At 52.5% G+C, this 21,225-nt stretch carries 17 protein-coding genes, 1 tRNA gene and 1 pseudogene; 8 read left to right on the forward strand and 11 right to left on the reverse strand.

Going from position 1 to position 21,225, the window contains the following annotated elements:
* The 3 genes and pseudogenes from FFI61_RS17155 to FFI61_RS17165 form a co-directional block, all read left to right on the forward strand.
* A pseudogene (locus FFI61_RS17155) lies at positions 1–958 on the forward strand (glycosyltransferase family 39 protein); the annotation flags it as partial.
* Positions 948–1,667 (forward strand): response regulator transcription factor, encoded by a 720-nt coding sequence (locus FFI61_RS17160; protein ID WP_320159573.1) that lies wholly within the window; start codon positions 948–950, stop codon positions 1,665–1,667. The pseudogene FFI61_RS17155 and the gene FFI61_RS17160, both read left to right, overlap by 11 nt.
* Positions 1,664–2,953 carry a sensor histidine kinase gene (locus FFI61_RS17165; protein WP_200371861.1) on the forward strand — a complete coding sequence of 430 codons (1,290 nt, stop codon included), beginning with the start codon at positions 1,664–1,666 and terminating at the stop codon, positions 2,951–2,953. Before FFI61_RS17160 ends, FFI61_RS17165 begins: the two co-directional genes overlap by 4 nt.
* Here FFI61_RS17165 and FFI61_RS17170 read toward each other — a convergent pair.
* The 3 genes from FFI61_RS17170 to FFI61_RS17175 all read right to left on the reverse strand — a co-directional run bounded on the left by FFI61_RS17170 (position 2,938) and on the right by FFI61_RS17175 (position 5,558).
* Complete coding sequence (locus tag FFI61_RS17170; RefSeq protein ID WP_227715032.1) at positions 2,938–4,953, reverse strand: LTA synthase family protein; 2,016 nt, start codon at positions 4,951–4,953, stop codon at positions 2,938–2,940. The genes FFI61_RS17165 and FFI61_RS17170 overlap by 16 nt on opposite strands.
* Before the next feature lie 125 nt (positions 4,954–5,078).
* Positions 5,079–5,288, reverse strand: a complete 210-nt coding sequence (locus tag FFI61_RS18090; protein WP_413785041.1) for an Arm DNA-binding domain-containing protein — start codon at positions 5,286–5,288, stop codon at positions 5,079–5,081.
* 193 nt (positions 5,289–5,481) lie between these two features.
* A tRNA-Arg gene (locus tag FFI61_RS17175) sits at positions 5,482–5,558 on the reverse strand.
* An 86-nt stretch (positions 5,559–5,644) separates the two neighbouring features.
* On the opposite strand from FFI61_RS17175, the gene FFI61_RS17180 reads away from it, so the two are divergent.
* Together FFI61_RS17180 and FFI61_RS17185 are read left to right on the forward strand one after the other, a co-directional pair.
* Positions 5,645–6,352, forward strand: a complete 708-nt coding sequence (locus FFI61_RS17180) for a TIGR04283 family arsenosugar biosynthesis glycosyltransferase (protein WP_200371862.1) — start codon at positions 5,645–5,647, stop codon at positions 6,350–6,352.
* Positions 6,339–6,974 carry a TIGR04282 family arsenosugar biosynthesis glycosyltransferase gene (locus FFI61_RS17185; RefSeq protein ID WP_200371863.1) on the forward strand — a complete coding sequence of 212 codons (636 nt, stop codon included), beginning with the start codon at positions 6,339–6,341 and terminating at the stop codon, positions 6,972–6,974. The genes FFI61_RS17180 and FFI61_RS17185 overlap by 14 nt, the downstream gene beginning before the upstream one ends.
* On the opposite strand, the gene FFI61_RS17190 is transcribed toward FFI61_RS17185, so the two are convergent.
* Both FFI61_RS17190 and FFI61_RS17195 read right to left on the reverse strand, forming a co-directional pair.
* On the reverse strand, positions 6,961–9,813 hold the full coding sequence (locus FFI61_RS17190) for an insulinase family protein (protein ID WP_227715033.1): 2,853 nt from the start codon (positions 9,811–9,813) through the stop codon (positions 6,961–6,963). The genes FFI61_RS17185 and FFI61_RS17190 overlap by 14 nt on opposite strands.
* A gap of 61 nt (positions 9,814–9,874) precedes the next feature.
* The gene (locus tag FFI61_RS17195; protein WP_200371864.1) at positions 9,875–10,174 is read right to left on the reverse strand and encodes a hypothetical protein; all 300 of its coding nucleotides are present in this window, start codon (positions 10,172–10,174) and stop codon (positions 9,875–9,877) included.
* Positions 10,175–10,547: 373 nt separating this feature from the next.
* On the opposite strand from FFI61_RS17195, the gene FFI61_RS17200 reads away from it, so the two are divergent.
* Entirely contained in the window at positions 10,548–12,533 is a 1,986-nt protein-coding gene (locus FFI61_RS17200) for an SDR family oxidoreductase (RefSeq protein WP_200204098.1), read from the forward strand.
* Between the two features lie 68 nt (positions 12,534–12,601).
* Here FFI61_RS17200 and rnt read toward each other — a convergent pair whose 3' ends face one another.
* Both rnt and pyrC read right to left on the reverse strand, forming a co-directional pair.
* The gene (rnt, locus tag FFI61_RS17205) at positions 12,602–13,258 is read right to left on the reverse strand and encodes a ribonuclease T (protein ID WP_200204013.1); all 657 of its coding nucleotides are present in this window, start codon (positions 13,256–13,258) and stop codon (positions 12,602–12,604) included.
* Positions 13,259–13,303: 45 nt separating this feature from the next.
* Positions 13,304–14,335, reverse strand: coding sequence for a dihydroorotase (gene pyrC / locus FFI61_RS17210; protein WP_200204015.1), 1,032 nt, complete (start codon positions 14,333–14,335; stop codon positions 13,304–13,306).
* 148 nt (positions 14,336–14,483) lie between these two features.
* Here pyrC and FFI61_RS17215 point away from each other — a divergent pair, with 148 nt between their 5' ends.
* Complete coding sequence (locus tag FFI61_RS17215) at positions 14,484–15,401, forward strand: flagellar protein MotY (protein ID WP_200204017.1); 918 nt, start codon at positions 14,484–14,486, stop codon at positions 15,399–15,401.
* Between the two features lie 6 nt (positions 15,402–15,407).
* Here FFI61_RS17215 and FFI61_RS17220 read toward each other — a convergent pair whose 3' ends face one another.
* Positions 15,408–16,331, reverse strand: coding sequence for a histone deacetylase family protein (locus FFI61_RS17220; protein WP_200204020.1), 924 nt, complete (start codon positions 16,329–16,331; stop codon positions 15,408–15,410).
* Positions 16,332–16,489: 158 nt separating this feature from the next.
* On the opposite strand from FFI61_RS17220, the gene FFI61_RS17225 reads away from it, so the two are divergent.
* The gene (locus FFI61_RS17225) at positions 16,490–19,234 is read left to right on the forward strand and encodes a GNAT family N-acetyltransferase (RefSeq protein WP_200371865.1); all 2,745 of its coding nucleotides are present in this window, start codon (positions 16,490–16,492) and stop codon (positions 19,232–19,234) included.
* 42 nt (positions 19,235–19,276) lie between these two features.
* Here FFI61_RS17225 and rdgC read toward each other — a convergent pair whose 3' ends face one another.
* The 3 genes from rdgC to yaaA are packed head-to-tail and all read right to left on the reverse strand — an operon-like array spanning position 19,277 to position 21,218.
* Positions 19,277–20,203, reverse strand: a complete 927-nt coding sequence (rdgC, locus tag FFI61_RS17230) for a recombination-associated protein RdgC (protein ID WP_200204025.1) — start codon at positions 20,201–20,203, stop codon at positions 19,277–19,279.
* Positions 20,204–20,222: 19 nt separating this feature from the next.
* Positions 20,223–20,423 carry a DUF2788 domain-containing protein gene (locus tag FFI61_RS17235; RefSeq protein WP_200204027.1) on the reverse strand — a complete coding sequence of 67 codons (201 nt, stop codon included), beginning with the start codon at positions 20,421–20,423 and terminating at the stop codon, positions 20,223–20,225.
* Between the two features lie 24 nt (positions 20,424–20,447).
* On the reverse strand, positions 20,448–21,218 hold the full coding sequence (yaaA, locus tag FFI61_RS17240) for a peroxide stress protein YaaA (protein WP_200371866.1): 771 nt from the start codon (positions 21,216–21,218) through the stop codon (positions 20,448–20,450).
* Between the last annotated feature and the right edge of the window lie 7 nt (positions 21,219–21,225).

Raw genomic sequence — 21,225 nt, forward strand, 5'->3', positions numbered from 1 at the left:
CGTTCTGATCGGAATTCCTATCGTACTTTGGTTATGCCTTTCGTGGCGGGAAGCGGCGAATAACCTGCAGCGACTGCCTTGGTGGCGAGGCATCCTGATGACGGCCGCTCTGGTCTGCCCCTGGTACATATTGGCTGAGCTCAAAACCCCCGGGTTTCTGGACTACTTTATCTTAGGGGAGCATGTGCGTCGGTTTCTGGATCCCGGATGGGCGGGAGATCTCTACGGCAGCGCCCATAATCAACCCAAAGGCATGATCTGGATGTTCTGGTTGTGGGCTTCGTTCCCGTGGGGCTTCGTTGCGTTGGTGAGTCTGGCACTTGCATGGTTCAGGGGGAAAAGACGCGGTATTGTAAACAACACAATATCAAATCCGGGTATAAGCTTTTTATTGGTCAGCGCGCTGGCACCCATGCTGTTTTTTACGCTCGCGGGCAATACGCTCTGGACTTACATATTACCGTCACTGCCGTTTACAGCTATTTTGATCGGCCGTTGGGCGTCGGAATGTCAGGCTTTCCGATTGGCTCGCTTACGGGGTGGTTTGGTGGCATTGGTCCCGGTTTTACTGACCGTGTTCGTTAGTCTGACCGCCACGGGTTGGCAGTCGCTCAAGACAGAGAAAGCGCTGGTAAGCTATTATCAGTTGACCCGGACAGCCGACGACAGCCCGTTGATCTATCTGGATGACCTGCCATTTTCAGCGAGATTCTACTCAGGCGGAACAGCTCTGGAAATGACAAAGGGCGGGTTGAGCAACCTACAGACGGCCGAGGCGTATCAGCGCTTGTATGTTGTAGTTCCCAGAACCTGGTCTGACGAAAAAGTAGCAGGCTTAGCCTCTTCCGCTCGAAAGGTCATGGAGAATAGACGCTATCAATTGTTGGTCATTCCCGGATTGCTGCACGACCAGCAATCTGTATCTGACGCCAACGGAGTTCGCTCGAGTGACATCTAATCAACCACAGCTCAGACTATTAATCGTTGAAGACCAGGTAGATCTTGCGGAAAACCTGTTCGAATTTCTGGGTGAAGATCGCTACGCACTGGACTTTGCTGCTGACGGCTTGACCGCATTGCACCTACTGGCCACGCAAAGCTATGACGTTATTGTGCTCGACCTGATGCTACCCGGCGTCAATGGTTATGATATTTGCAAACGTATCCGCAACGACCTGCAGTGTCAGACCCCTGTTATTCTGATGACGGCTCTGAGCGGTCTGCCCGATAAAGAAAAAGGGTTTGATTGCGGTGCAGATGATTACCTCGTGAAGCCCTTTGAACTGCGTGAGTTGCAACTACGAGTTGAAGCTCTGCATCGGCGCTATGCGCCACAGAGGCCGATCCTGTCAGCGGGCGATATTCGGTTTGATCCTGGCACGCTGGAAGTAGAGTTGAACGGGTTGAAAACGGCTTTGTCTGGCACACCTGCCCGTCTGTTTGAAATGCTGGTTCGTGCGTATCCGAGTTTTCTCAGCCATGAAGCATTGAGCGATGCTTTATGGGGATCTCGTCATGGGGAAATGGAAGGAAACAGCCTCCGTACCCATATCTACACACTTCGAAAGTCGCTGCAGGCAGGCCTGGGTAAAGGCCTGGTAAAAACCATCCATGGGAGGGGATACAGCTTGGAAGTTCCTGAGAAAGCGCGCGCGGGCTCACCATGAAGTCATCCTTGACCCAGCGCCTGGCCCGAACTCTGTTTTTCCTGATTGCCGCCACCACAGCGACCTCAATGATTATTGTTGAGGTGTTTGTTTATGATGTTGAAGACACCATTCTGGATCTGGAACTCAAGGCGGAGGCCGAGTATTTCACGGAGAAACTCCGGGAAGGACGCTTTCAACCCATAAAAACAGCACAGCTGGAGGTTGTTTTCCTGCCTGAAGGCGAGGCGGAAGCTTTGCTCCCGGAATATTTCCGCAGCCGCCATTTGCCATTTTCCCAGGAAGTAGAGATAGGCCAGACAACGCTGCTGATAGTGGGAGAGCAGTTGGAGTCCCCCGATGGTAAGCTTTTCCTGGCCCAGGATATTACGATTATGGAAAATCGTGAGGCGCTGGTACAGCTAGCTCTGGCTGGTGTCGCTGGTTTCATGCTCCTGATTGGCTTTATTGTTGCCCGCTCTGGAGCCGGGTACTTGATACGCCCTTTCAAGAAGTTAACTCGTGAAGTCCTTAACACAACCCCCGGTTCGTCGATGCTGCAAATTACCACGGATTACCGTGATCGGGAGTTTTGCGACATTGCTCAGGCTTTTAACCGCTTCCTGTCAGAACTTGAACATCACATTGAGCGTGAGAAATCATTTGTGAAACTTGCCAGCCATGAACTTCGCACACCTTTGGCTGTGATGAGTGGTGCTCTGAATGTGTTGGAACAGCGGCAAAGTCTGTCAGCGGCAGACCAGAAAACCCTTGCCCGTATTCGCCGTGCTATGCAGACCATGCGCGACGATACGGAGGTTTTGCTTGAACTTGCTCGCAGTGAAGCGACCGAAAGCGACGTGAGAACCATTGTGCTGCAAGAGGTCGTCCAGAACACTATTGATGATCTTGAGCATGGGCAGCCGGATCATGCTGGACGAATCACGGTTTATAACAACAGCCCGGGGTTGAGAGTCACAACACATCCCGCTCTGGTGCGTATGTTAGTGCGCAACCTGTTGCAAAATGCACTTCGACACACCCGTGCCGAAGTGGAGGTTAGAATGATCGAGAACCGAATTTCGGTGCGAGACTTCGGATCCGGGCTTCCCATCAAAGTAACTGAACGCCTGAGTTCTGTTGTTGCGCCCAGCGCCAACAACTCCAAGCCTGGAGAGTTCAGCAGCGCCACTTTTGGGTTACTGATCGTCCGGTTGGTTTGTGAACGACTGGGCTGGGATCTGGAGATTGCGCAGTCGGACAATGAAGGCACAGAGTTTCTGATCCACGTTCATAACTTTGTCTGACTGGTTGCATCAGGTAACCCGTAGGCTTTTTTCCGATACAGGTTAAGAGGGAGCAGAGCATGAGCCAGAGCTGTTATTGTGGCCGTTTCTTGCGGCGCACCTTCGAGATATCGAGTGCTTCCTGTTTCTCTTGAATAAACCCCTGCCAGCGGCTTTTGATTAGGGCGTAATACCGTCACGTTGAAGTCGTTGTCCATCCATGCGTAGTAATCGTTGAACTGCATAACCGCCCGGCCGGGTGCGTCCGGAAACTTCACCAGATCACGCCCTACCATGGGGTTCTCACTGGCAATACCCATGAGCGAAAGCAGCGTCGGTGCGAGATCAATCTGGCTTGTAATTGTTTCGATGCGCCGGCTTTCCATATCTGCTCCGAGTATCAGCCCCGGAATCTGAAAGTTCTTGATGGGGACCAACTCATCCCCCCAAACTCTGGCGTCGTGATCAGCCACAATCAAAAACAGAGTATCTTTCCAATAGTCGCTGTTCCGTGCGGTGTCTATGAAATCACCCAAGGCATGATCCGCGTATTTGACGGCATTATTGACGGTGTTTTTCTCTTCGTCGTACTGCTCAATTCTGTTGTCCGGGTATTCGAACGGTGTATGATTTGATGACGAGAACACCAGTCGGAAAAAGGGTTCTCCGGAGGCATGAAGCTTTTGGAGGTCTTCGTGGGTTTTTGCAAATACATCTTCATCGCTTACGCCCCAGCTTCCGGTAAAAGCGGGATTGGTGTAGTTCTGCTGATCCAGGATCTTGTCAAAGCCATTGCCCGAGAAAAAACTGCGCATATTGTCAAAATGCGCTTCTCCACCATAGATAAAACCCGTGTCGTAGCCTTCGTGTTTTAACAAATCAGCCAGCGTGAAAAAGCCGGTTTGAGACAGAGACAGTTTAACCACACTGCGAGCCGGAGATGGCAGGAAACCCGATACCACAGCCTCTATACCCCGAACAGAGCGTGTACCCGTTGCATAAAGATTCTCGAACCACCAACCAGACTCCTTCAAAGCCTCCAGGCGAGGCGTGACCGGACGGCCACCTAACGATTCAACAAAAGTCGCGCCCAGGCTTTCCTCCAGAACAATCACCAGATTATGAGGGCGCAGTCGCTCTTTTACAGGCGTTTGATGGTGCAACGTCGGAAATTGCGTGGAATTGAATTCGGCTCCACTGAGCCATGGTGCGCTCCTGACCTCTTTCAGTATTTCGGACATTGCCATTTGACCGTAACGGGCACCTGCATCTTCCTCATGCTTGAGGTTGTAGACCGCGAATGCAACGGACCAGGATGAGTTGATAATCAGAGAATTCACGAGGGCATCGGAAGTCAGTGCAAACATTGCCGGATTGGCGGGGCGATGGCCAGTGGTGGAGCGAACGCTCATGAACACAGCGAGAACTACGATGGGCCATACCAGGATTGCTTTACGGTAGTTACCAGGAGAGGTCTCTTGCTCCCACGGCTGCATCAGCCAGGCGAATAGAATGGTCAGTGAAATGCACAGAATGATCCCTAAGGCTACGGTAGGTAGATAGCCCTCCCACAGCATACTCAGCACTTCTTTGGGATAGTTCAGGTATTCAATAAACAAGCGGTTGGGCCGTGTATCGTACTCGGCGATGAAGGTCGGCGTGGAAAGTTCCATGAAAAGAAATGTGAAAACGACAATCAGCGCCCAAAAGGACGTCAGGCGCTTCCAAACTGGCCAGCTGAAACGATGACCCAGAATCGGTAGAAGCAATACCAGAGGTGCCACTACCATGCCAGCCATGATCAGATCCGCTCGAAGTCCATGGAGAAAGATACCAGGCCATACCGATGTCTCTACCACCCGGTCGAACTGCCATGCCACCAACAGTGCTCTGGAAAGGCTACCGATGAGAAGTATTTTAAAAAACAGCATTAATATCGGAGCGTAGGCTCCGGCCCAACTGACCCCGCGGTACATGCGCTCGCGTAGGGAGTGATTTCTGAAAGGGAGGGATGAAGACATGTCTGCACTCGCATTTAGAGAGTTCGCCAGAGCGAATCATTAATGAGAGTGCAGAATAGAGGGATGTGTGTCAGAGCTAGCTCAGAAAAATATCAAGAAATCGTCAAGATTCGTAGTATTCCGGTTCACGATCGTCCCAGAGACTCGGAGCAACTATAGAAAGGAACAAAAGGATACATGCGGCCCTTTCGATACTTCATCCTCCAGTATTTCCCCGACGGCTGGATATCCAGATACAGGCCGGCTCCATCAGAGAGTTTGGTTCGTTTGCCGAGTTTCTCGAACTTCGCGGATTGGACTTTTCTATCGGTCAGAAGGTTCAGCGGTCTAGACATGACGGGGCTTAAACTCTTTTTGGGGGTGCAAAATCTGCTATAACGGGGTGCATTTCAGATTGCACCCCAAGATGCACCCCCAGAACGTGTAGATTGGGGCGGAATATTGTGGATCGATAAGGATGGATTATTCGGTAAAAATCTTTAAAAACAGTGGTTTATTGTGGGTTTCGGACTGGTGCGGAAGGGTAACTGGTGCCCTCGGCAGGACTCGAACCTGCTACCTTCCCCTTAGGAGGGGGACGCTCTATCCAGATGAGCTACGAAGGCGCTTCTTTAAGAAGATCGGTATGATAACGGCCTGAGGCTTATGGCTCAAGGTGTTACCGTGATTTCTGTTGCTCTGGGAGCGTGCTTTGTCTGATCCTTTCTCGTTAAGCATTATTGTACCTGTCTGGATGGAGGCTGCAGGTATTCTGGAGACACTTGAGGCCCTTCAACCGTTACGCGCCCGAGGCCACGAACTGATTGTAGTGGATGCCGGTAGTCCCGATGGTACCGCCGCACTGGCTAGCCCATTTGCGAGCAGCGTTGTTCAGTCTGGAAGGGGGAGGGCTGTGCAGATGAACGCAGGTGCTTCTGTTGCCAAGGGCGATGTCCTTCTGTTTCTTCATGCGGATACCCGCCTTCCTCTAAACGCCTTGGAGTGCCTGACAAGTTTTTTTCGAAGCGATAGGGCCTGGGGTCGTTTCAATGCGCGATTGAGCGGACGTGGAGTGATGTTCCAGACCATCGCCTGGTTTATGAACCAGCGCTCACGGCTAACGGGCATTTGCACGGGCGATCAGGCGCTGTTTGTGCGCAGGGATGTGTTTGAAGCCCTCGGGGGATTCGAGCCTGTGCCCATCATGGAAGATATTGAGATTTCCCGCCGGCTTCGGCTTGTTTCCCGCCCTTACTGCATAAAGAACCCAGTCATAACGGATAGCCGGCGCTGGGAGCAGGGCGGTGTCTGGCACACGATTTTTCTTATGTGGCGTATGCGCTGGCGATATTGGCGCGGGGAGTCCCCGGAAACCCTTGCTCACTCCTACCGGTCGGATGTTCGAAATGGCAAAGACTAACTCTTCTAATGCAGTGTTGATGCAGTTTGCTAAATGGCCGGAAGCGGGCCGGGTAAAAACGCGCCTTATACCTGCGCTGGGTGTTGATGGGGCTTTGAGAGCACATTTAACACTTACGCTTGCGGTGCTCGAAAACCTGCATCGTTCAGGTCTTACAGTGCAGTTCTGGTGGGATAGAGAGGTAGAGTCTGTTCCTGTTGATGCGGTAGAGGTTGTTGGCGCCATTGAGCAACGGGGGCTGGAGCAGCGCATACAGCAGGGCGCTAATCTGGGGAGTCGCATGCTAAATGCTCTGCAGAGCGGCCTTCAATCACACGCCCACGCATTAATTGTGGGCAGCGATTGCCCATCGGTCGATTCGGCCTATGTGCACCAGGCGGTGTCTGGCCTTGAACACTACGATGTGGTCCTGGGGCCGTCTGATGACGGTGGTTACGTGCTGATTGGTGCTCGCCGGATTGTTCCTGGCATGCTTGATGGCATCGAGTGGGGCACTGAGGGCGTACTCGAGCAAACCTGCATTCGGCTGAAAAAACTGGGGCTCAGCATTGGTTTGCTGGAGCCCCGTTGGGATGTGGATGAGCCAGAGGATTGGGCGCGCTTTCAGCTTACTTTGCAGTAACTGGTGGTTGCTGAAGGATAAGCTCCTGGGCTTCGTTTGCGCCCAGGCCCTCTCCGCCAGTTACGACACGCAATGCTCTGTCTCTGTTTAGAACTGAATCGCGGAAGGTGGCTTTCAGCTCTTCAAGGCTCACAGCGTTAATAGCCTTTGCGAGTTGTTCGCGGGAATCAAAGCTATCTGAGCCCCGGTCAATCTCACGCCAGTAGCGACCTGAAATCTCACCCAGCTGGCGATCTTGCTCCAAAATGCTGCTGATTACCGCCTGTTTTTCCTGCTTTAGTCGCTGTTCGTCCAAATTTCCGAGCGTCTCCTCAAAGCCTACTGTGAACTCGCGAACTGCTTGGTCTATGTCACTCTGGCTGGCGCCTGGAGACTGAACCACAAAGCCCAAAGCCGGTGTCTCGAGCATTTCAAACGGTGTGGCGTACACAATGTAGCCAAGCTGGCGAGTGGTGCGTATTTCTTCATAGAACGGGCTGCTTATAATCTGTGCAAGCAGGCGGAAGCGGGCGCGCTCTTCAAAACTGGTGTTATTGCCCTGCGTGTAAAGCGTATACCCGGTATCCGGATGCGCCACGTCCAGAGAAACGAGCATTTCGTTGGCTGGTAACTTTCTGACACGGCTGCGGTCAACTGCTACAAAATCGCTCTTGCCCAACACAATGGCATCAATTTGCTGTGCCAGGTTAAGAGCATAGGCTTCCGTAATATTGCCATGTGCCAGCAGCACCGGGTCTACTTCCGAGAGCAGTGCCTCGGTGAATGATATGAGTTCATCGCGGGTGACTTCCCGAGCTGCGCGCAGCTTTTCTTCGGTGCTCCAGGCGCCTTCCAGCAGAGCCGTCTGGATGAACTCGGATGTCTGGGCCACCGGCCGGTCCTTGGCTTTGTTCTGTAAGCTGTCTATCAGGTTTTGTCTGGCGATATCAAACCGCTGCTGCGTGATGTGGGGCGCTGAAATCTGCATAAGAATGCGATTCATCAAGGTGTGGAGCTTGTCGTTATAGCCACCGACGCGCACGGTAATGCCACGCAAATGCGGGTAAATGCTGTAGTCGAGCCCGGCAAGGCGTGCGGAATAAGCCCAGGCATTCAGGTTGCTGTTAATGCTGTCTACCAGCAAGTGCGTAAGCACGCTGCTACGGGCAGACACACGGGCTGCCGGGGTGCGCAAGCTGAAAAACACGTTGGCCTTGGGTGTGTTGAAGCGCGTATCCCGTGCAAACCATATCGCCATGCCATCGCCGCTACTTAAGAGCTCGGGCTTACTCATGGTTTTGCCAGATACCATGGTGAGGTTTTCAGGCACAAACGGGTTGGGTAGCGGAAGCCGAAGCGCATCGGCCAGCGCTTTGGGCGCTTTGGATTCAACTCTGTTCACATCCAGAGGCTCAAGTTGCCAGGGGGTTTCATACCACCGGGTTAGGTTCGGGTTGTTCAGTTCAAGCTGCGGAGCCAGCAAATAGACCATCACGTTCTCCGGGGTTAGCCGGGCAAGAATCGCCTGATACTGATCGGGCGCGTACCGCTCCATTAACCAGGGTGCACTGAGAAGATCGTCTGCCGGATAATCCTGGAGTTGGCTCGAAAGGCGCATAACCTCGTGCATGGGCTCGCTTTGTTCGCGAAAGCGAAAGTCGATCCGGGCCAGTTGCTGCATTTCTTCAAAACGGTTCTGGCTGATGCCTTGATCACGAATGATGTCGATGTATCGGAATGCCAGAGCTACGATCTCTTCCTGCCGTCTAAGGCCCTCGGGCGTAAGCGCAATGCTTATGTCCAAAGTGGCGTCTGTGCCCGTATCCATTCCTATGCCGGCAGACAAGCTATCTGCCAAGCCATTCTTCTTGAGTACATCAAAGAGGCTTCCGGGGCCTTCATGCCCCAAAAGATTGGCAATGTAGCTGGCGGGTTTGGTGCGGTAGTTTTCTTGCTGCGATGGCATCGGGAACGACAGGGACAGGCTGCGCACATCCTTGATGGCTTCTGCAGTTATCTTGGCAGGTAGTGTATCCGCACTCAGCAGGCTAGCGGAGTGAACCTTGGGCTTCAGGTTGCGATTTTCGATGGCATCAAAGCGCCCTCGTACCATGGCTTCAAGCGCATCGAGCGATTGGGGACCGTATACCGCTAGCGTCATCAGGTTGGCAGAGTAACGGGTTCTCCAGAATTCGATCAGGTCGGGCCGAAGGGGGTTGTCATCGGTGTTTTCCAGGGTGGTCAGGTTGCCGACAGCAAACTGGTGGAATGCATGCTCAGGATTGCTGGCGGCTTTCTTGACTGAATAAAAGCGTCGACCATCTTCTTTCTGTTTGGCACTGAACTCTGAATGTACAGCGTTGCGCTCACGGTCGACCAGTTCAGCGGTAAACAGAGGGGCGGCAAATTGTTGGGCGAAGCGATCAAGAGCGGATTCCAGATAATCGGCCTGTATGTCAAAAAAGTAGTTGGTGTTACGAAAAGCGGTAAAGGCGTTATGGCTGCCACCGTGGCTTTTTATGAACTGTTGATATTCACCGGGCTCTGGATATTTTTCCGTGCCCAGAAACAGCATGTGTTCAAGAAAGTGCGAAATACCCTCTCGCTCTCTCGTGTCATCACCGCTGCCGACAGCCACATTCATAGAGGCGGCGGCTTTTTGTGCATGTTTGTCGGAAATCAGAATGGCTCGCAAACCGTTACTCAGCTCAACGAAACGGTATTCGTTGTTGTCATTGGGGCTCTTGTCGGGGGATGTTTCTGCCAATGATGGCAAGCTGACAAAGAGAAGCAAAAGCAGTGCAAATACTTTTGCAGCCAGCAGCCGCATACGAACAGTTGTTGGAAAGCTGATATGCATAAAGCCTCTGTTATCCGTTTTGGAGCCTGAATAGATACGATCGCGAGCTGGTAAATGGTGCTCAGTGCATCATTGTTTTGCGAGTGCTATCCGGTTGTTGGTCGAGGGTCTTGCGGGCGAGATCTGCTGCTTTACCGTCGTCGAGTTCGCCAGACGCAATACGCTCCAGAACCGATGCCATAATGGCGACAGACTTGCGGTAGTCTGCAAATTCTGCCTGAAATGCGGTATCGATGGCTTGGTATACCGCTTGAATTTTCTGCTCCCTGTCGCCGGCATTTTTCGCCGTATCATTAATGGCTTTCAGGCAGGCGCGGGCAATGGCGATGTAGCGTTCTGTATTCGGGTTGTCGTTCTGCATGCTCTGGTTTCCGGATATCGCTTGGTCTGTGAAAAGGACTGACGCCTGAAGAGGCAATAAGTTCCGGATTATCGCATTGCTGTCGGGCTGTTTCATTGCTTTGCGGTAATTCATCAGCAGGGAGGGCGCGCGACGATTACTGTGCTAGTCTGAATTTCAATGTGTCGGGAAAATGAACACTCGTCTGAAATTGGTTTTAGAGTAATGGCTCTATTTAAAACAATGAGTTACAGAGTAAAAGCTCTAAAATAGACCGATACATGAAGGTTGCAATTAAGTACAATGCCGACCGTCAAAGGTCGTTCTAAGACTTTGGTCTAAGACGGTTAGCATGGATAGACAACAACAGAGCAACAAGCAGGGTGGATTATCAATGAATTATTTCCTGACCGGTGGTACCGGGTTTATTGGCCGTTTTCTTGTGGAAAAATTATTGGCACGCGGCGGCACTGTGCACCTGCTGGTGCGAGAGCAGTCTCAGGGCAAACTTGATGCTCTGAGGGAAGCTTGGGGTGTCGATGAGTCCCGTGTAAAAGCTGTTATTGGCGACCTCACCAGCAAGAATCTGGGCATTGATGCCAAAACGCTTAAAGCACTGGCAGGAAAGGTTGATCATTTTTTCCACCTCGCGGCCGTTTACGATATGGGTGCCGATGAAGAAGCCCAACAGGCCACGAATATTGAAGGCACACGAGCAGCTGTGAATGCTGCCGAAGCCATGAAGGCAAAGCATTTTCACCATGTTTCGTCCATTGCAGCAGCGGGGCTGTTCAAGGGCATTTTTCGCGAGGATATGTTCGAAGAAGCTGAAAAGCTGGATCACCCATACTTGATGACCAAGCACGAATCCGAAAAGGTTGTGCGCGAAGAGTGCAAGGTGCCGTTCCGCATCTATCGTCCAGGCATGGTTGTTGGCCATTCGAAAACAGGTGAAATGGACAAGATTGATGGTCCATATTACTTTTTCAAACTGATTCAGAAAATTCGCCGCACTCTGCCTCAGTGGGTACCGACCATTGGTGTTGAAGGTGGCAGGTTGAACGTTGTTCCCGTGGACTACGTTGTAAATGCGATGGATCACATTGCACACCTGGAAGGCGAAGACGGGAAATGCTTCCACCTGGTGGATACCGACCCTTATAAGGTTGGCGAAATCCTTAATATTTTCTGTGAGGCTGGTCACGCACCCAAGATGGGTATGCGTATTGATTCACGCATGTTCGGGTTTATCCCGCCATTTATCCGCCAGAGCCTGAAGAACCTGCCGCCGGTTAAGCAGATCACCAGCGCAGTGCTGGATGATCTGGGTATCCCACGCTCTGTAATGTCTTTCATTAATTACCCCACGCGCTTTGATGCTCGGGAAACCGAGAGAGCACTCAAAGGAACCGGTATCGATGTGCCGCGCCTTGAGGACTATGCGCCCGTGCTCTGGGATTTCTGGGAGCGCAACCTGGATCCCGATCTGTTCAAAGATCGCACCTTGAAGGGTACGGTTAGTGGCAAAGTGTGCGTGATAACCGGTGCCACCTCTGGCATTGGTTTGGCCACTGCAGAAAAGCTGGCAGAAGCCGGTGCTATTCTGGTTATTGGCGCTCGCACAAAAGAAACTCTGGATGAGGTGAGTGCCGCTCTGGAAGCCAAGGGTGGCAATGTGCATGCCTACCAGTGCGATTTCTCCGATATGGAAGATTGTGACCGGTTCGTGAAAACCGTTCTGGATAACCACGGCCACGTTGATGTGCTGGTCAACAATGCAGGGCGCTCGATTCGTCGGTCATTGTCCCTGTCGTTTGATCGCTTCCACGACTTTGAGCGCACTATGCAGTTGAACTACTTTGGCTCTGTGCGCCTCATCATGGGATTTGCACCATCCATGCTTGAGCGTCGTCGTGGGCATGTGGTGAATATCTCATCCATTGGCGTGCTTACTAACGCACCACGCTTCTCTGCCTATGTGGCCTCCAAGTCTGCATTGGATGCCTTCAGCCGGTGTGCGGCGTCTGAATGGTCGGATCGCAACGTAACCTTCACCACCATCAATATGCCGTTGGTGAAAACACCCATGATTGCACCTACCAAGATCTACGATTCCGTGCCGACCCTCTCGCCGGAAGAGGCTGCCGATCTGGTAACCAACTCAATCATTGAACGCCCCAAGCGAGTTGCTACGCGCCTTGGTATCACTGCCCAGGTGTTGCACGCACTGGCTCCGAAGGTGGGCGAGATCGTGATGAATACGGGGTACCGTATGTTCCCGGACTCAACTCAGGCCGTAGGTGGAAAAGCTACTGAAAAGCCCAAGGTGTCCACAGAGCAGGTGGCATTTGCAGCGGTGATGCGAGGCATCCACTGGTAAGCAAAGCTTGTTTGTAACGCCGAATCAAAAAAACCCGCATAAGCGGGTTTTTTTGTGGGTTCTGTTTGCTATTCGCTTTCATCTAACATGAAAGGTGGCGGAAATCCGCCCAGATCCAGCCAGCGGTTCACAATGCCACAGAATAAATCGGCCGTCTTTTCTGCATCGTAAGCTGCGGAATGGGCTTCCTTGTTGCTGAATGGAATACCAGCCAGTTTGCAGGCTTGTGCAAGCACCGTGTGGCCATAGGCCAGGCCGGCAAGGGTTGCTGTGTCAAACGTGGAGAAGGGGTGGAAAGGATTCCGGTTTATTTCTGCCCGCTGAGCCGCTGCAAATACGAAATTGTGATCGAAGGTCGCATTGTGGCCTACCAATACCGCACGCTTGCAATCATGCGCCTTGACCGCCTTGCGTATGGGCCGAAAAATCTCGCTCAACCCTTCACGCTCGGGCACAGCCTCCCGGTCCGGATTCCAGGGGTCGATTCCTGTGAAGTCCAATGCCGATTGTTCCAGATTGGCACCCTCAAACGGATCAATCTGTTGTAGGTGGGTTTCAGCACGGTGCAAGCGGCCGTCCTCGTCCATCGTCAGCATCACTGCAGCTATTTCCAGCAGAGCATCACGGTCCGGGTTGAATCCGCCGGTTTCCACATCGACAACGACGGGTAAAAAACCACGGAATCTGCGGGACATTGGGTGCAATTGTCTGTTTTCGTCAGTCACTAAAACTCCGGTCTTGGCCGTTTATCAGGGAATTGGGGGGTAGATCTATACCTGGCGCCAGTTAATGGTTTCACCGGCTTTCAGCGGAACAATGGTGCCGTCCGCCAAGGGCAATTCATCGGGCATCGTCCAAGGTTCCCTCACCAGCGTAATGGTATCTGTATTTCGTGGAAGACCATAGAAATCTGCACCATTAAAACTGGCAAAGGCTTCCAGTTGATCAAGAATGCCAAGCTCTTCAAAAATATCTGCGTATAACCCGATAGCACCAAAAGCCGAATAGCATCCTGCGCAGCCACAGGCGGCTTCCTTTTTGTCTTTTGCATGGGGGGCAGAATCTGTGCCGAGAAAGAATCGCTTGTCTCCGCTGGCGACTGCGTCTCTCAGGGCTTTTTGGTGGCGATTGCGCTTTAGAATCGGGAGGCAGTAAAGATGAGGGCGTATGCCGCCCACGAGCATATGGTTCCGGTTGTACATCAGATGCTGGGGTGTAATCGTGGCGGCCAGATTATTGCCCTGATAATGCCGTACGAACTCTGCTGAGTCAGCGGTGGTTATATGCTCAAGCACTACCTTGAGCTTAGGGAAGGCTTTTAGCGTCGGGGCGAGTACCCGGTCGAGAAACACCTTTTCCCGGTCAAAAATATCGATGTCTTCATCAGTAACTTCACCATGAACAAGCAACAGCATGCCGCATTCTTCCATGGTTTCCAGTACCGGGTAGATATTGCGAATGTCCGTTACACCAGATGCAGAGTTAGTGGTTGCGCCGGCTGGGTAGAGCTTGGCTGCAACAACACCCTCGGCGCTTGCTTCCAGAATATCCTGACGGCTTGTGGATTCGGTCAGGTAAAGCGTCATCAGTGGTCGGAAGTCAGTCCCTTCGGCTGCTGCCAGAATGCGATCCCGGTATGCCGAGGCTTCAGCGGCATTGGTTACCGGCGGAGCAAGATTCGGCATGATGATCGCTCGCCCGAAACAGGCAGCGGTGGCAGGTACAACGCTCTTCAGAGCATCGCCGTCGCGAACGTGGAGGTGCCAGTCGTCGGGGCGCACAAGAGTTAGCTGTTCGGTCATGGTCTGGTTTCCGCAGTGCCTTAAAAAGTTGGCAGATTATAGCAGAAGGTGTCAGTGATTGTTTTTCCTCTCGTCGATTAAAGAACATGGCGCTGATGCCGTTAAACAGGAAACCACCAAACATCCGTGAAACAACGGTATGGCTGTTATGGCACTCGCATTCACAAAAAGATCGCAGAATGTATTGGCAACGCTGGCGCTCGGCATTCTTTTGCCCGTGACAAGCCAGGCTGCAAGCTATGGTGCCGGAATATCGAACAGCCAGTGGTATCTTGCGGAGTCCGTTTTCGAGTGTTCGCTGGTGCATGATGTTCCCGGCTATGGCCGGGCTGTTTTTCGGCACCGTGCCGGGGAAGAACTGTCATTTTTTCTGGAGTCCGAATCTCACCTCATGCGCCCCGGGCGAGGCTCTCTTTTTGTTGAGGCACCACCTTGGCGACCGGGTGTTGCTCCACGCCCGGTAGGCACGGTAGATGTGTCTGAAGGGCTCCGGCAGGTATCACTTGAAACCCGGCATGCGGTGATTCTTGCCCAAAGTCTGCTGGATGGCATGCGGCCCACAGTTACCAGGGATTCCTGGTACGACGGCAGCCCGGTTCGGGTGCAGGTATCGAATATCAACTTCAGCGGGCAATACCAGCGCTATCGGTCATGCGCTGCGAACTTGCTTCCGGTTAACATCGATCAGATCGGTCGTTCGCGGGTGGCATTTTCCAGCGGTAGCGCAAAGCTGTCTGAAGCCGATATGGATTTGTTGGACAATATTGTTGCCTATTTAATGGCGGATTCTACGGTAGAGCGGGTTTTTGTCGATGGGCATACTGACCGTGTTGGAAGCCGGATCGACAATCGTGCGTTGTCTGAGGAGCGCGCTAATGTAGTGGCAGACTACCTCAAAGGTCGTGGGATAGACCCCGACATGATTACCGTACGGGCTCATGGAGACCAGTACCCGGTATCCAGAAACTATGGCGAAAACCGCCGCACAACCATACGCTTGCAGCGAGAGGGCGAACGCCCTGGCTTGCAGCAAGCTAACGGCTATGGTGGCGCCAGCGCAGGTTAAGAGATGCTAAACCGAACTCAATACGTCCAAATGGGCGTTTACGCTTTCTGCGAGAGCTTTCAGGTGATAGCCGCCTTCCAGCGTTGAAATAATACGATCGTTGCTGTGCTCGTTCGCGACGCTTGCCAGCGTTTCGGTCAACCAGCGATAGTCCTCGGTTTCCAGATTCAGTTCGGCCATCGGATCAAGTCGATGGGCATCAAACCCTGCAGAGATCAAAATTACCTGAGGCTTGAAGGCGTTCAGGCGCTTTAACCAGCCAGCTTCTACCCGCTTTCGGTATTCTTCGGAAGAGCAACCTGCCTCTATGGGAATGTTCACGATATTGTCAGCTTGGCGATGTACGTGGGAGTGGGGGTAAAGCGGATGCTGGAAACTGGAGCACATCAGTATGCGTTCATCTCCACTCACGATGTCCACCGTTCCGTTACCTTGATGCACATCAAAATCAATAATGGCAACTCGATCAAGATGATGAAAATTGAGCGTGCGCATGGCTGCCAGGGCGACGTTGTTGTAAAAACAGAAACCCATGGACTTGGTGCGCTCGGCATGGTGGCCGGGGGGGCGTGCGCAGATAAATGCGTTGGTTACCTGGCTACTCATAACCATGTCTACCGCCTGGATATTTGCACCCGCAGCAAGCCTTGCTGCGCGGAGAGTATCAGGCATCATGGCAGTATCCGGATCAGTGAAGACCCGACCCCGCATTGGCTGCATCATGTCTAGCTGCTGCAAATAGCTTTCGGGGTGTACGCTCAGAAGCTGGTCGCGGGTAATTTCTTCAGGGCGCACCCAATCGAGCTTTTCTGCGATGCCAGTGTCGGCGATATAGCTAATGATGGCTGCGAGGCGAGCTGGGCTTTCGGGATGCTCCGGCCCCATGTCGTGTTTCATGCAATCATCATGAGAAAAAAATGCGGTTGTCATAATTCTCGAAACGTCCCAGCTATACTTGTATTTTCTTTGATCTTATCAGGGATAAACCGATAGCGCCGAGTTTCTTTAGCCGCATAAGGGCAATAGGCGTTTCATAAGGCTTCATCAATGCATAATATAGTGTTAACAACATATCAAGGAGAGATAGCGTGAGCACCCGGTACCTGGAGAGTTTATTTAATCCTGCTTCGATCGCTGTGATCGGGGCGTCGGAACGTGCTGGCAATCTTGGTGGTATGGTGTTGCGAAATCTGATGAGCAGCGGCTACCCGGGCAAGCTTTTAGTGGTCAACCAGAAGGACTACGACAACGTCCATGGTGTGCCCTGTGTCAGAAAAGTATCGAAAATGGAGTTCTCGCCAGATCTCGCCATTGTGTGTACGCCGCCAGAAACCGTTGCAAAAACCATAAGGCGATTGGGCGAGGCAGGGGTGCGTACCGCAATTGTGATGACCGGAGGCATGTCCCGTACTCATAGCAAAACCGGCCAGCCGCTGATGTACTCGGTGCGTGATGCAGCAAGGGAAACCGGAATCAGGGTGCTGGGACCTAACACGATAGGTCTGATGGTACCGGCGAGAAACCTCAATGCTACCTATGCGCACATGGGCACGTTGCCCGGCCGTGTGGCCTTTGTTGGCCAGTCTGGCACCATTGCCAGTTCGGTGATCGACTGGGCCTTTGCCCGGGGGGTTGGTTTTTCCTATTTCCTTACCCTTGGCGACGGTATGGATATCGATCACGACGATCTCATAGATTATCTTGCCCAGGATACCCAGACGCAAGCCATTCTCTTGCACATTGAGCATATTCCCAATGCCCGGCGCTTCATGTCTGCCGTGCGCGTCGCCTCCAGAACCAAGCCTGTCATCGCTGTTAAATCCGGGCGAGTACCAGAGTCAGAATGGATGACCCATGAACTGCCTGCGGGCATCCGACGCAGTGACCCTATATACGACGCCATGCTCCAGCGTGCGGGTGTTCTTCGGGTAGACGGTCTTGGGCAAATGTTTGATGCTCTGGAAACGCTCACGCGGATGCGCCCACTGCGCAGAGAGACTCTCGCCATCATGGCCAATGGCGTAGGGCCAGGTGTATTGGCTGTAGATCGCCTTGCGGATTTAGGCGGGGAGCTTGCCAGTTTGTCAGAAGCCAGCATTGGCGCTCTGGCCGAGCTTCTGCCTGCTTACTGGACACGCAAAAACCCTATCGACCTTAACTACGACGCATCTCCGGAGCTTTATGGCAAGGCGATAAAAATTCTGGCCAAGGATCCCGAAGTAGCCAACGTGCTTGTGTTGTACGCACCCAGCTTGACAGAAGACAGCCTGCAAATTGCCGATGCGGTAGTGCAGGCTGCAAAGGGCACGCGATTGAATATCTTTACCTGCTGGCTTGGGCAGAGCACGGTCATGGAGGCGCGTGATGAGTTCTATCGTGCGGGATTGCCATCCTTCTTCAATCCGGAAAAAGCCGTTGTAGCGTTCATGCAGCATGTGCGGCACCAGAGGCTCCAGCGTTTGCTGAAGGAAACTCCCGAATCTTTCACTGACCATTTCTCGGACCATACGAAAACTCGCCGAGTAGTCATGAATGCATTGCGTTCTGGCCGTTTGCACCTTTCCAGCAAAGAAGCTCGGGAAGTGGTTCGTGATTACGGTATCAACACCATTGAGACGGTTTACTGTGACGATGTAGAGGAGGTGCTTGAAGCCTTCTCCATTGAGCGCCGCCCGGTAGACGTTACGATAGTGCACGAGCAGGCCTGTCACCCATTTGCAAAACTGACCGTGGCGCAACGCCGCCATAAGGCGACGGTGCAGAAGCTTAGCAGTGAGGCTGCAATCATTGATGCCTGCAGTTTTCTGATGGAGCAGTACCAGGAATACTTCCCCGAGAGCGGTTTTCTCGGCTTTGCCATGCAGCACTCCTACCAACATGTTGGCGGTATTGAGTTCAGCGTGGGTATAACCAGAGATGCCCAATTTGGGCCTCTGGTAGTCTGCGGAGCATCTGGTGCCCATGTCAACGTAATGACAGACCGGCAGATTGCGTTGCCGCCGCTCAATATGGTTCTTGCCCGGGAGTTGTTGCGCCGTACTTATATGTACAAGCTTCTAAGGGAGCATAGCCTGAAGCCCGAAACGGATATACGAGCGGTGTCTGAAACACTGGTAACCCTCTCCCAGATTGTGATCGATATACCTGAGATTCGTGGGTTAGAGATATCCCCCCTCTTGTTCAACGATCAGGGCGCTGTCGCAGTTAATGTGGCGATCAATTTGTCTGAAGCGCCGGGGCAGCCGATTATTCAGCCCTACCCAAGGGAGCTTGAAGAATGGCTGGTATTGCCCAAATCCGGCCGCCGGGTGATCATTCGTCCGGCTCTGGCTGAGGATGAGCCGTCGCATCGTGAGTTTCACGAACTGCAATCCCCTGAATCTATCCGCTATCGTTTCTTTCAGTACCGCAAACACTTTTCACGGGAGGACGTCGCTCAGATGGTACAGATCGACTACGACCGGGAGATGGTGTTCATCGCAAACGCGCCAAAAGAGGATGGAGAGGGCGAAGAAACTCTGGGCACAGTAAGAACCTGGACAGACGCGGATAACCTGCGATGCGAATTCGCGGTAATGGTTCACGACAAAATGAAGGGTGAAGGTCTTGGTGTGGCGCTGATGCAGAAAATGATCGATTACTGCCGTGCCCGTGGCACGGTGGAAATGGTGGGTGATGTGCTGGCCGACAACCGGCCGATGCTGCAACTGGCGGAGCACCTGGGTTTTGAAATCAAGTACAACGTTGAAGAAGAAGTGATGGATTTACGGTTAGTGCTGAACGAGCCGGAAAACGATTGGCAAAAAGAGCGGTTAGGCAAGTATACCCACTGAAGCTATTCACTGAGAGCTTCAGTGGGGTTGAGGCCTGGAGGCTTACTCTTCGATGAGGGCGGAACGATCTTCCCCGCCCAAAGCTTCCAGTAAGCCTGGAATCAGTTTGGACAGTTCCAGAGTCATGAGGCTGAACGCAGCATCAAACTTGGCGACAGCGTCATCCACATCTACATCATCGAGTTGATCCTGAAGTGTTTCCCCAAACTTCAGCCGGCGAATGCCCATTTCCTCATCGAGAACAAAGGATACGTTGTCGTCCCAGGTAAGTGCCAGCTTGGTCACTTCCATGCCGGCATTCAGGTGGTTACGGATTTCGTCCGCTTTCAAATCCAGTCCTTTGCAGCGAACCACGCCGCCATCTTCGGAAGGATCCTTCAGTTCGCACTCATCGCCTAAAACCACACTGGCAGGCAAGTCGATGGACTCGTTCAACCAGCCAGTAAATGTAAAGATTGGAGCTTGCTCCAGAGCGGGCGGGCGTACAGGCAGAGAGCCCAGGCTTTTGCGCAGTGATGAGGCCAGGTCTTCCGCCTGTTTTGAGGAGCCTGCATCAACAACCATAAAGCCGTCTTTCGGTGCCAGATACGCAAAGCTGCGTCGGTTCTTGGAAAATGCATGGGGTAGCATTTCCAGCATAACCTGCTCTTTGATCTCTTCTTTCTCTTTGCGTCGAACCTTGCGGCCTTGCTCGATCTCGATGGCTTCGGCTTTTTCTTCCACCGCATCCTTTATTACCGGCCCAGGCAGGATTTTCTCTTCCTTGCGCAGAGCAATCAGGTGATAGCCATTAGCACTGTGAACAAGTAGTTCACCGTGTTTGCCCAGTGGTGGAACCCAGCCCTGGCGAGCGGTTTCTTGTGGACCACAGGGTTTGAATGCATCGCCGCTGAGCTTTTCTTCCAACTCTTCAGCAGAAATATCAAATGGCTTGGTAAAACGGAAAACGCGGGCATTGCGAAACCACATCAGGCTTGATCCTTGTCTTTCATATTTGGATAACTTCTACGAGCACGGTTTTGACGATAAAGCCGAAAACACCAGCACCCAATACTGTAAAAAGGGCGATAGTACCAAACTTTCCGGCCTGTGATTTTTTTGCCAGGTCCCACACAATGAAACCCATCCAGCCAATAAGGCCTGTCAGAAACACCACCATGGCGATCTGGGAAAAAACTGCTTCGTTCATGATTTGCTCCGAGCTTAATCTGGATTAGTGTTCATCTCGCAGGAAAACCCAGTTATTTTTGTCGGATTGGTCTTCGCTGAAATAATAACCATCAAGGTCGAATCCCTTGAGGTCGTTTGCATCGGTAATACGATTCAGGATGGCGTAACGGCACATAAGGCCGCGGGCTTTCTTGGCGTAGAAACTGATCATCTTGTACTGACCGTTCTTCCAATCCTTGAATTGGGGGGTGATTAGCCGGCCTTCAAGGTCTTTCTTCTTCAGACTTTTGAAATATTCGTTGGATGCCAGGTTCACCAATACTTCGTCGTCGCTCTTCAGCAGGCGATTCATTTCCCGGGTAAGGCTGTCCCCCCAGAATGCGTACAGATCCTTGCCCCGTTTGTTCTCAAACTTTGTGCCCATTTCCAGCCGATAGGGCTGCATGAGGTCAAGAGGTTTAAGAATGCCGTAGAGACCGGACAACATGCGCAGATGCTTTTGAGCAAAGTTGAAATCCTGCTCACTGAAGCTTTGTGCGTCCAGCCTGGTATACACGTCACCTTTGAAAGCCAGAACAGCCTGGCGCGCGTTCTTTGGAGAGAAGGGAACTTGCCAACTCTGAAAGCGCTCGGCATTCAATTGGCCCAGCTTGTCGCTGACGCTCATCAGATTGCTGATTTGGTGGGGCTCCAGCTCTTTGAGCTGATCAATCAGCTCGCAGGCATCGTCCAGGAAATCGGGCTGGGTATAGGTTTCCGTAGCCAGCGGGCTCTCGTAGTCGAGGGTTTTAGCGGGTGAGATAACCATCAACATGTCAGAT

Source organism: Marinobacter sp. DY40_1A1 (assembly GCF_016597815.1).
Taxonomy (GTDB): domain Bacteria; phylum Pseudomonadota; class Gammaproteobacteria; order Pseudomonadales; family Oleiphilaceae; genus Marinobacter; species Marinobacter xiaoshiensis.

Bases quoted from the DNA above. Each gene is read 5' to 3' on its own strand.
- FFI61_RS17215 (WP_200204017.1), top strand. From the start codon at position 14,484: ATGGCACTCGCATTCACAAAAAGATCGCAGAATGTATTGGCAACGCTG.
- FFI61_RS17220 (WP_200204020.1), bottom strand. From the start codon at position 16,331: ATGACAACCGCATTTTTTTCTCATGATGATTGCATGAAACACGACATG.
- FFI61_RS17190 (WP_227715033.1), bottom strand. From the start codon at position 9,813: ATGCATATCAGCTTTCCAACAACTGTTCGTATGCGGCTGCTGGCTGCA.
- FFI61_RS17235 (WP_200204027.1), bottom strand. From the start codon at position 20,423: ATGAACGAAGCAGTTTTTTCCCAGATCGCCATGGTGGTGTTTCTGACA.
- FFI61_RS17195 (WP_200371864.1), bottom strand. From the start codon at position 10,174: ATGCAGAACGACAACCCGAATACAGAACGCTACATCGCCATTGCCCGC.
- yaaA (WP_200371866.1), bottom strand. From the start codon at position 21,218: ATGTTGATGGTTATCTCACCCGCTAAAACCCTCGACTACGAGAGCCCG.
- FFI61_RS17170 (WP_227715032.1), bottom strand. From the start codon at position 4,953: ATGTCTTCATCCCTCCCTTTCAGAAATCACTCCCTACGCGAGCGCATG.
- rdgC (WP_200204025.1), bottom strand. From the start codon at position 20,203: ATGTGGTTTCGCAATGCCCGCGTTTTCCGTTTTACCAAGCCATTTGAT.
- FFI61_RS17200 (WP_200204098.1), top strand. From the start codon at position 10,548: ATGAATTATTTCCTGACCGGTGGTACCGGGTTTATTGGCCGTTTTCTT.
- FFI61_RS17185 (WP_200371863.1), top strand. From the start codon at position 6,339: ATGGCAAAGACTAACTCTTCTAATGCAGTGTTGATGCAGTTTGCTAAA.
- FFI61_RS18090 (WP_413785041.1), bottom strand. From the start codon at position 5,288: ATGTCTAGACCGCTGAACCTTCTGACCGATAGAAAAGTCCAATCCGCG.
- FFI61_RS17165 (WP_200371861.1), top strand. From the start codon at position 1,664: ATGAAGTCATCCTTGACCCAGCGCCTGGCCCGAACTCTGTTTTTCCTG.
- pyrC (WP_200204015.1), bottom strand. From the start codon at position 14,335: ATGACCGAACAGCTAACTCTTGTGCGCCCCGACGACTGGCACCTCCAC.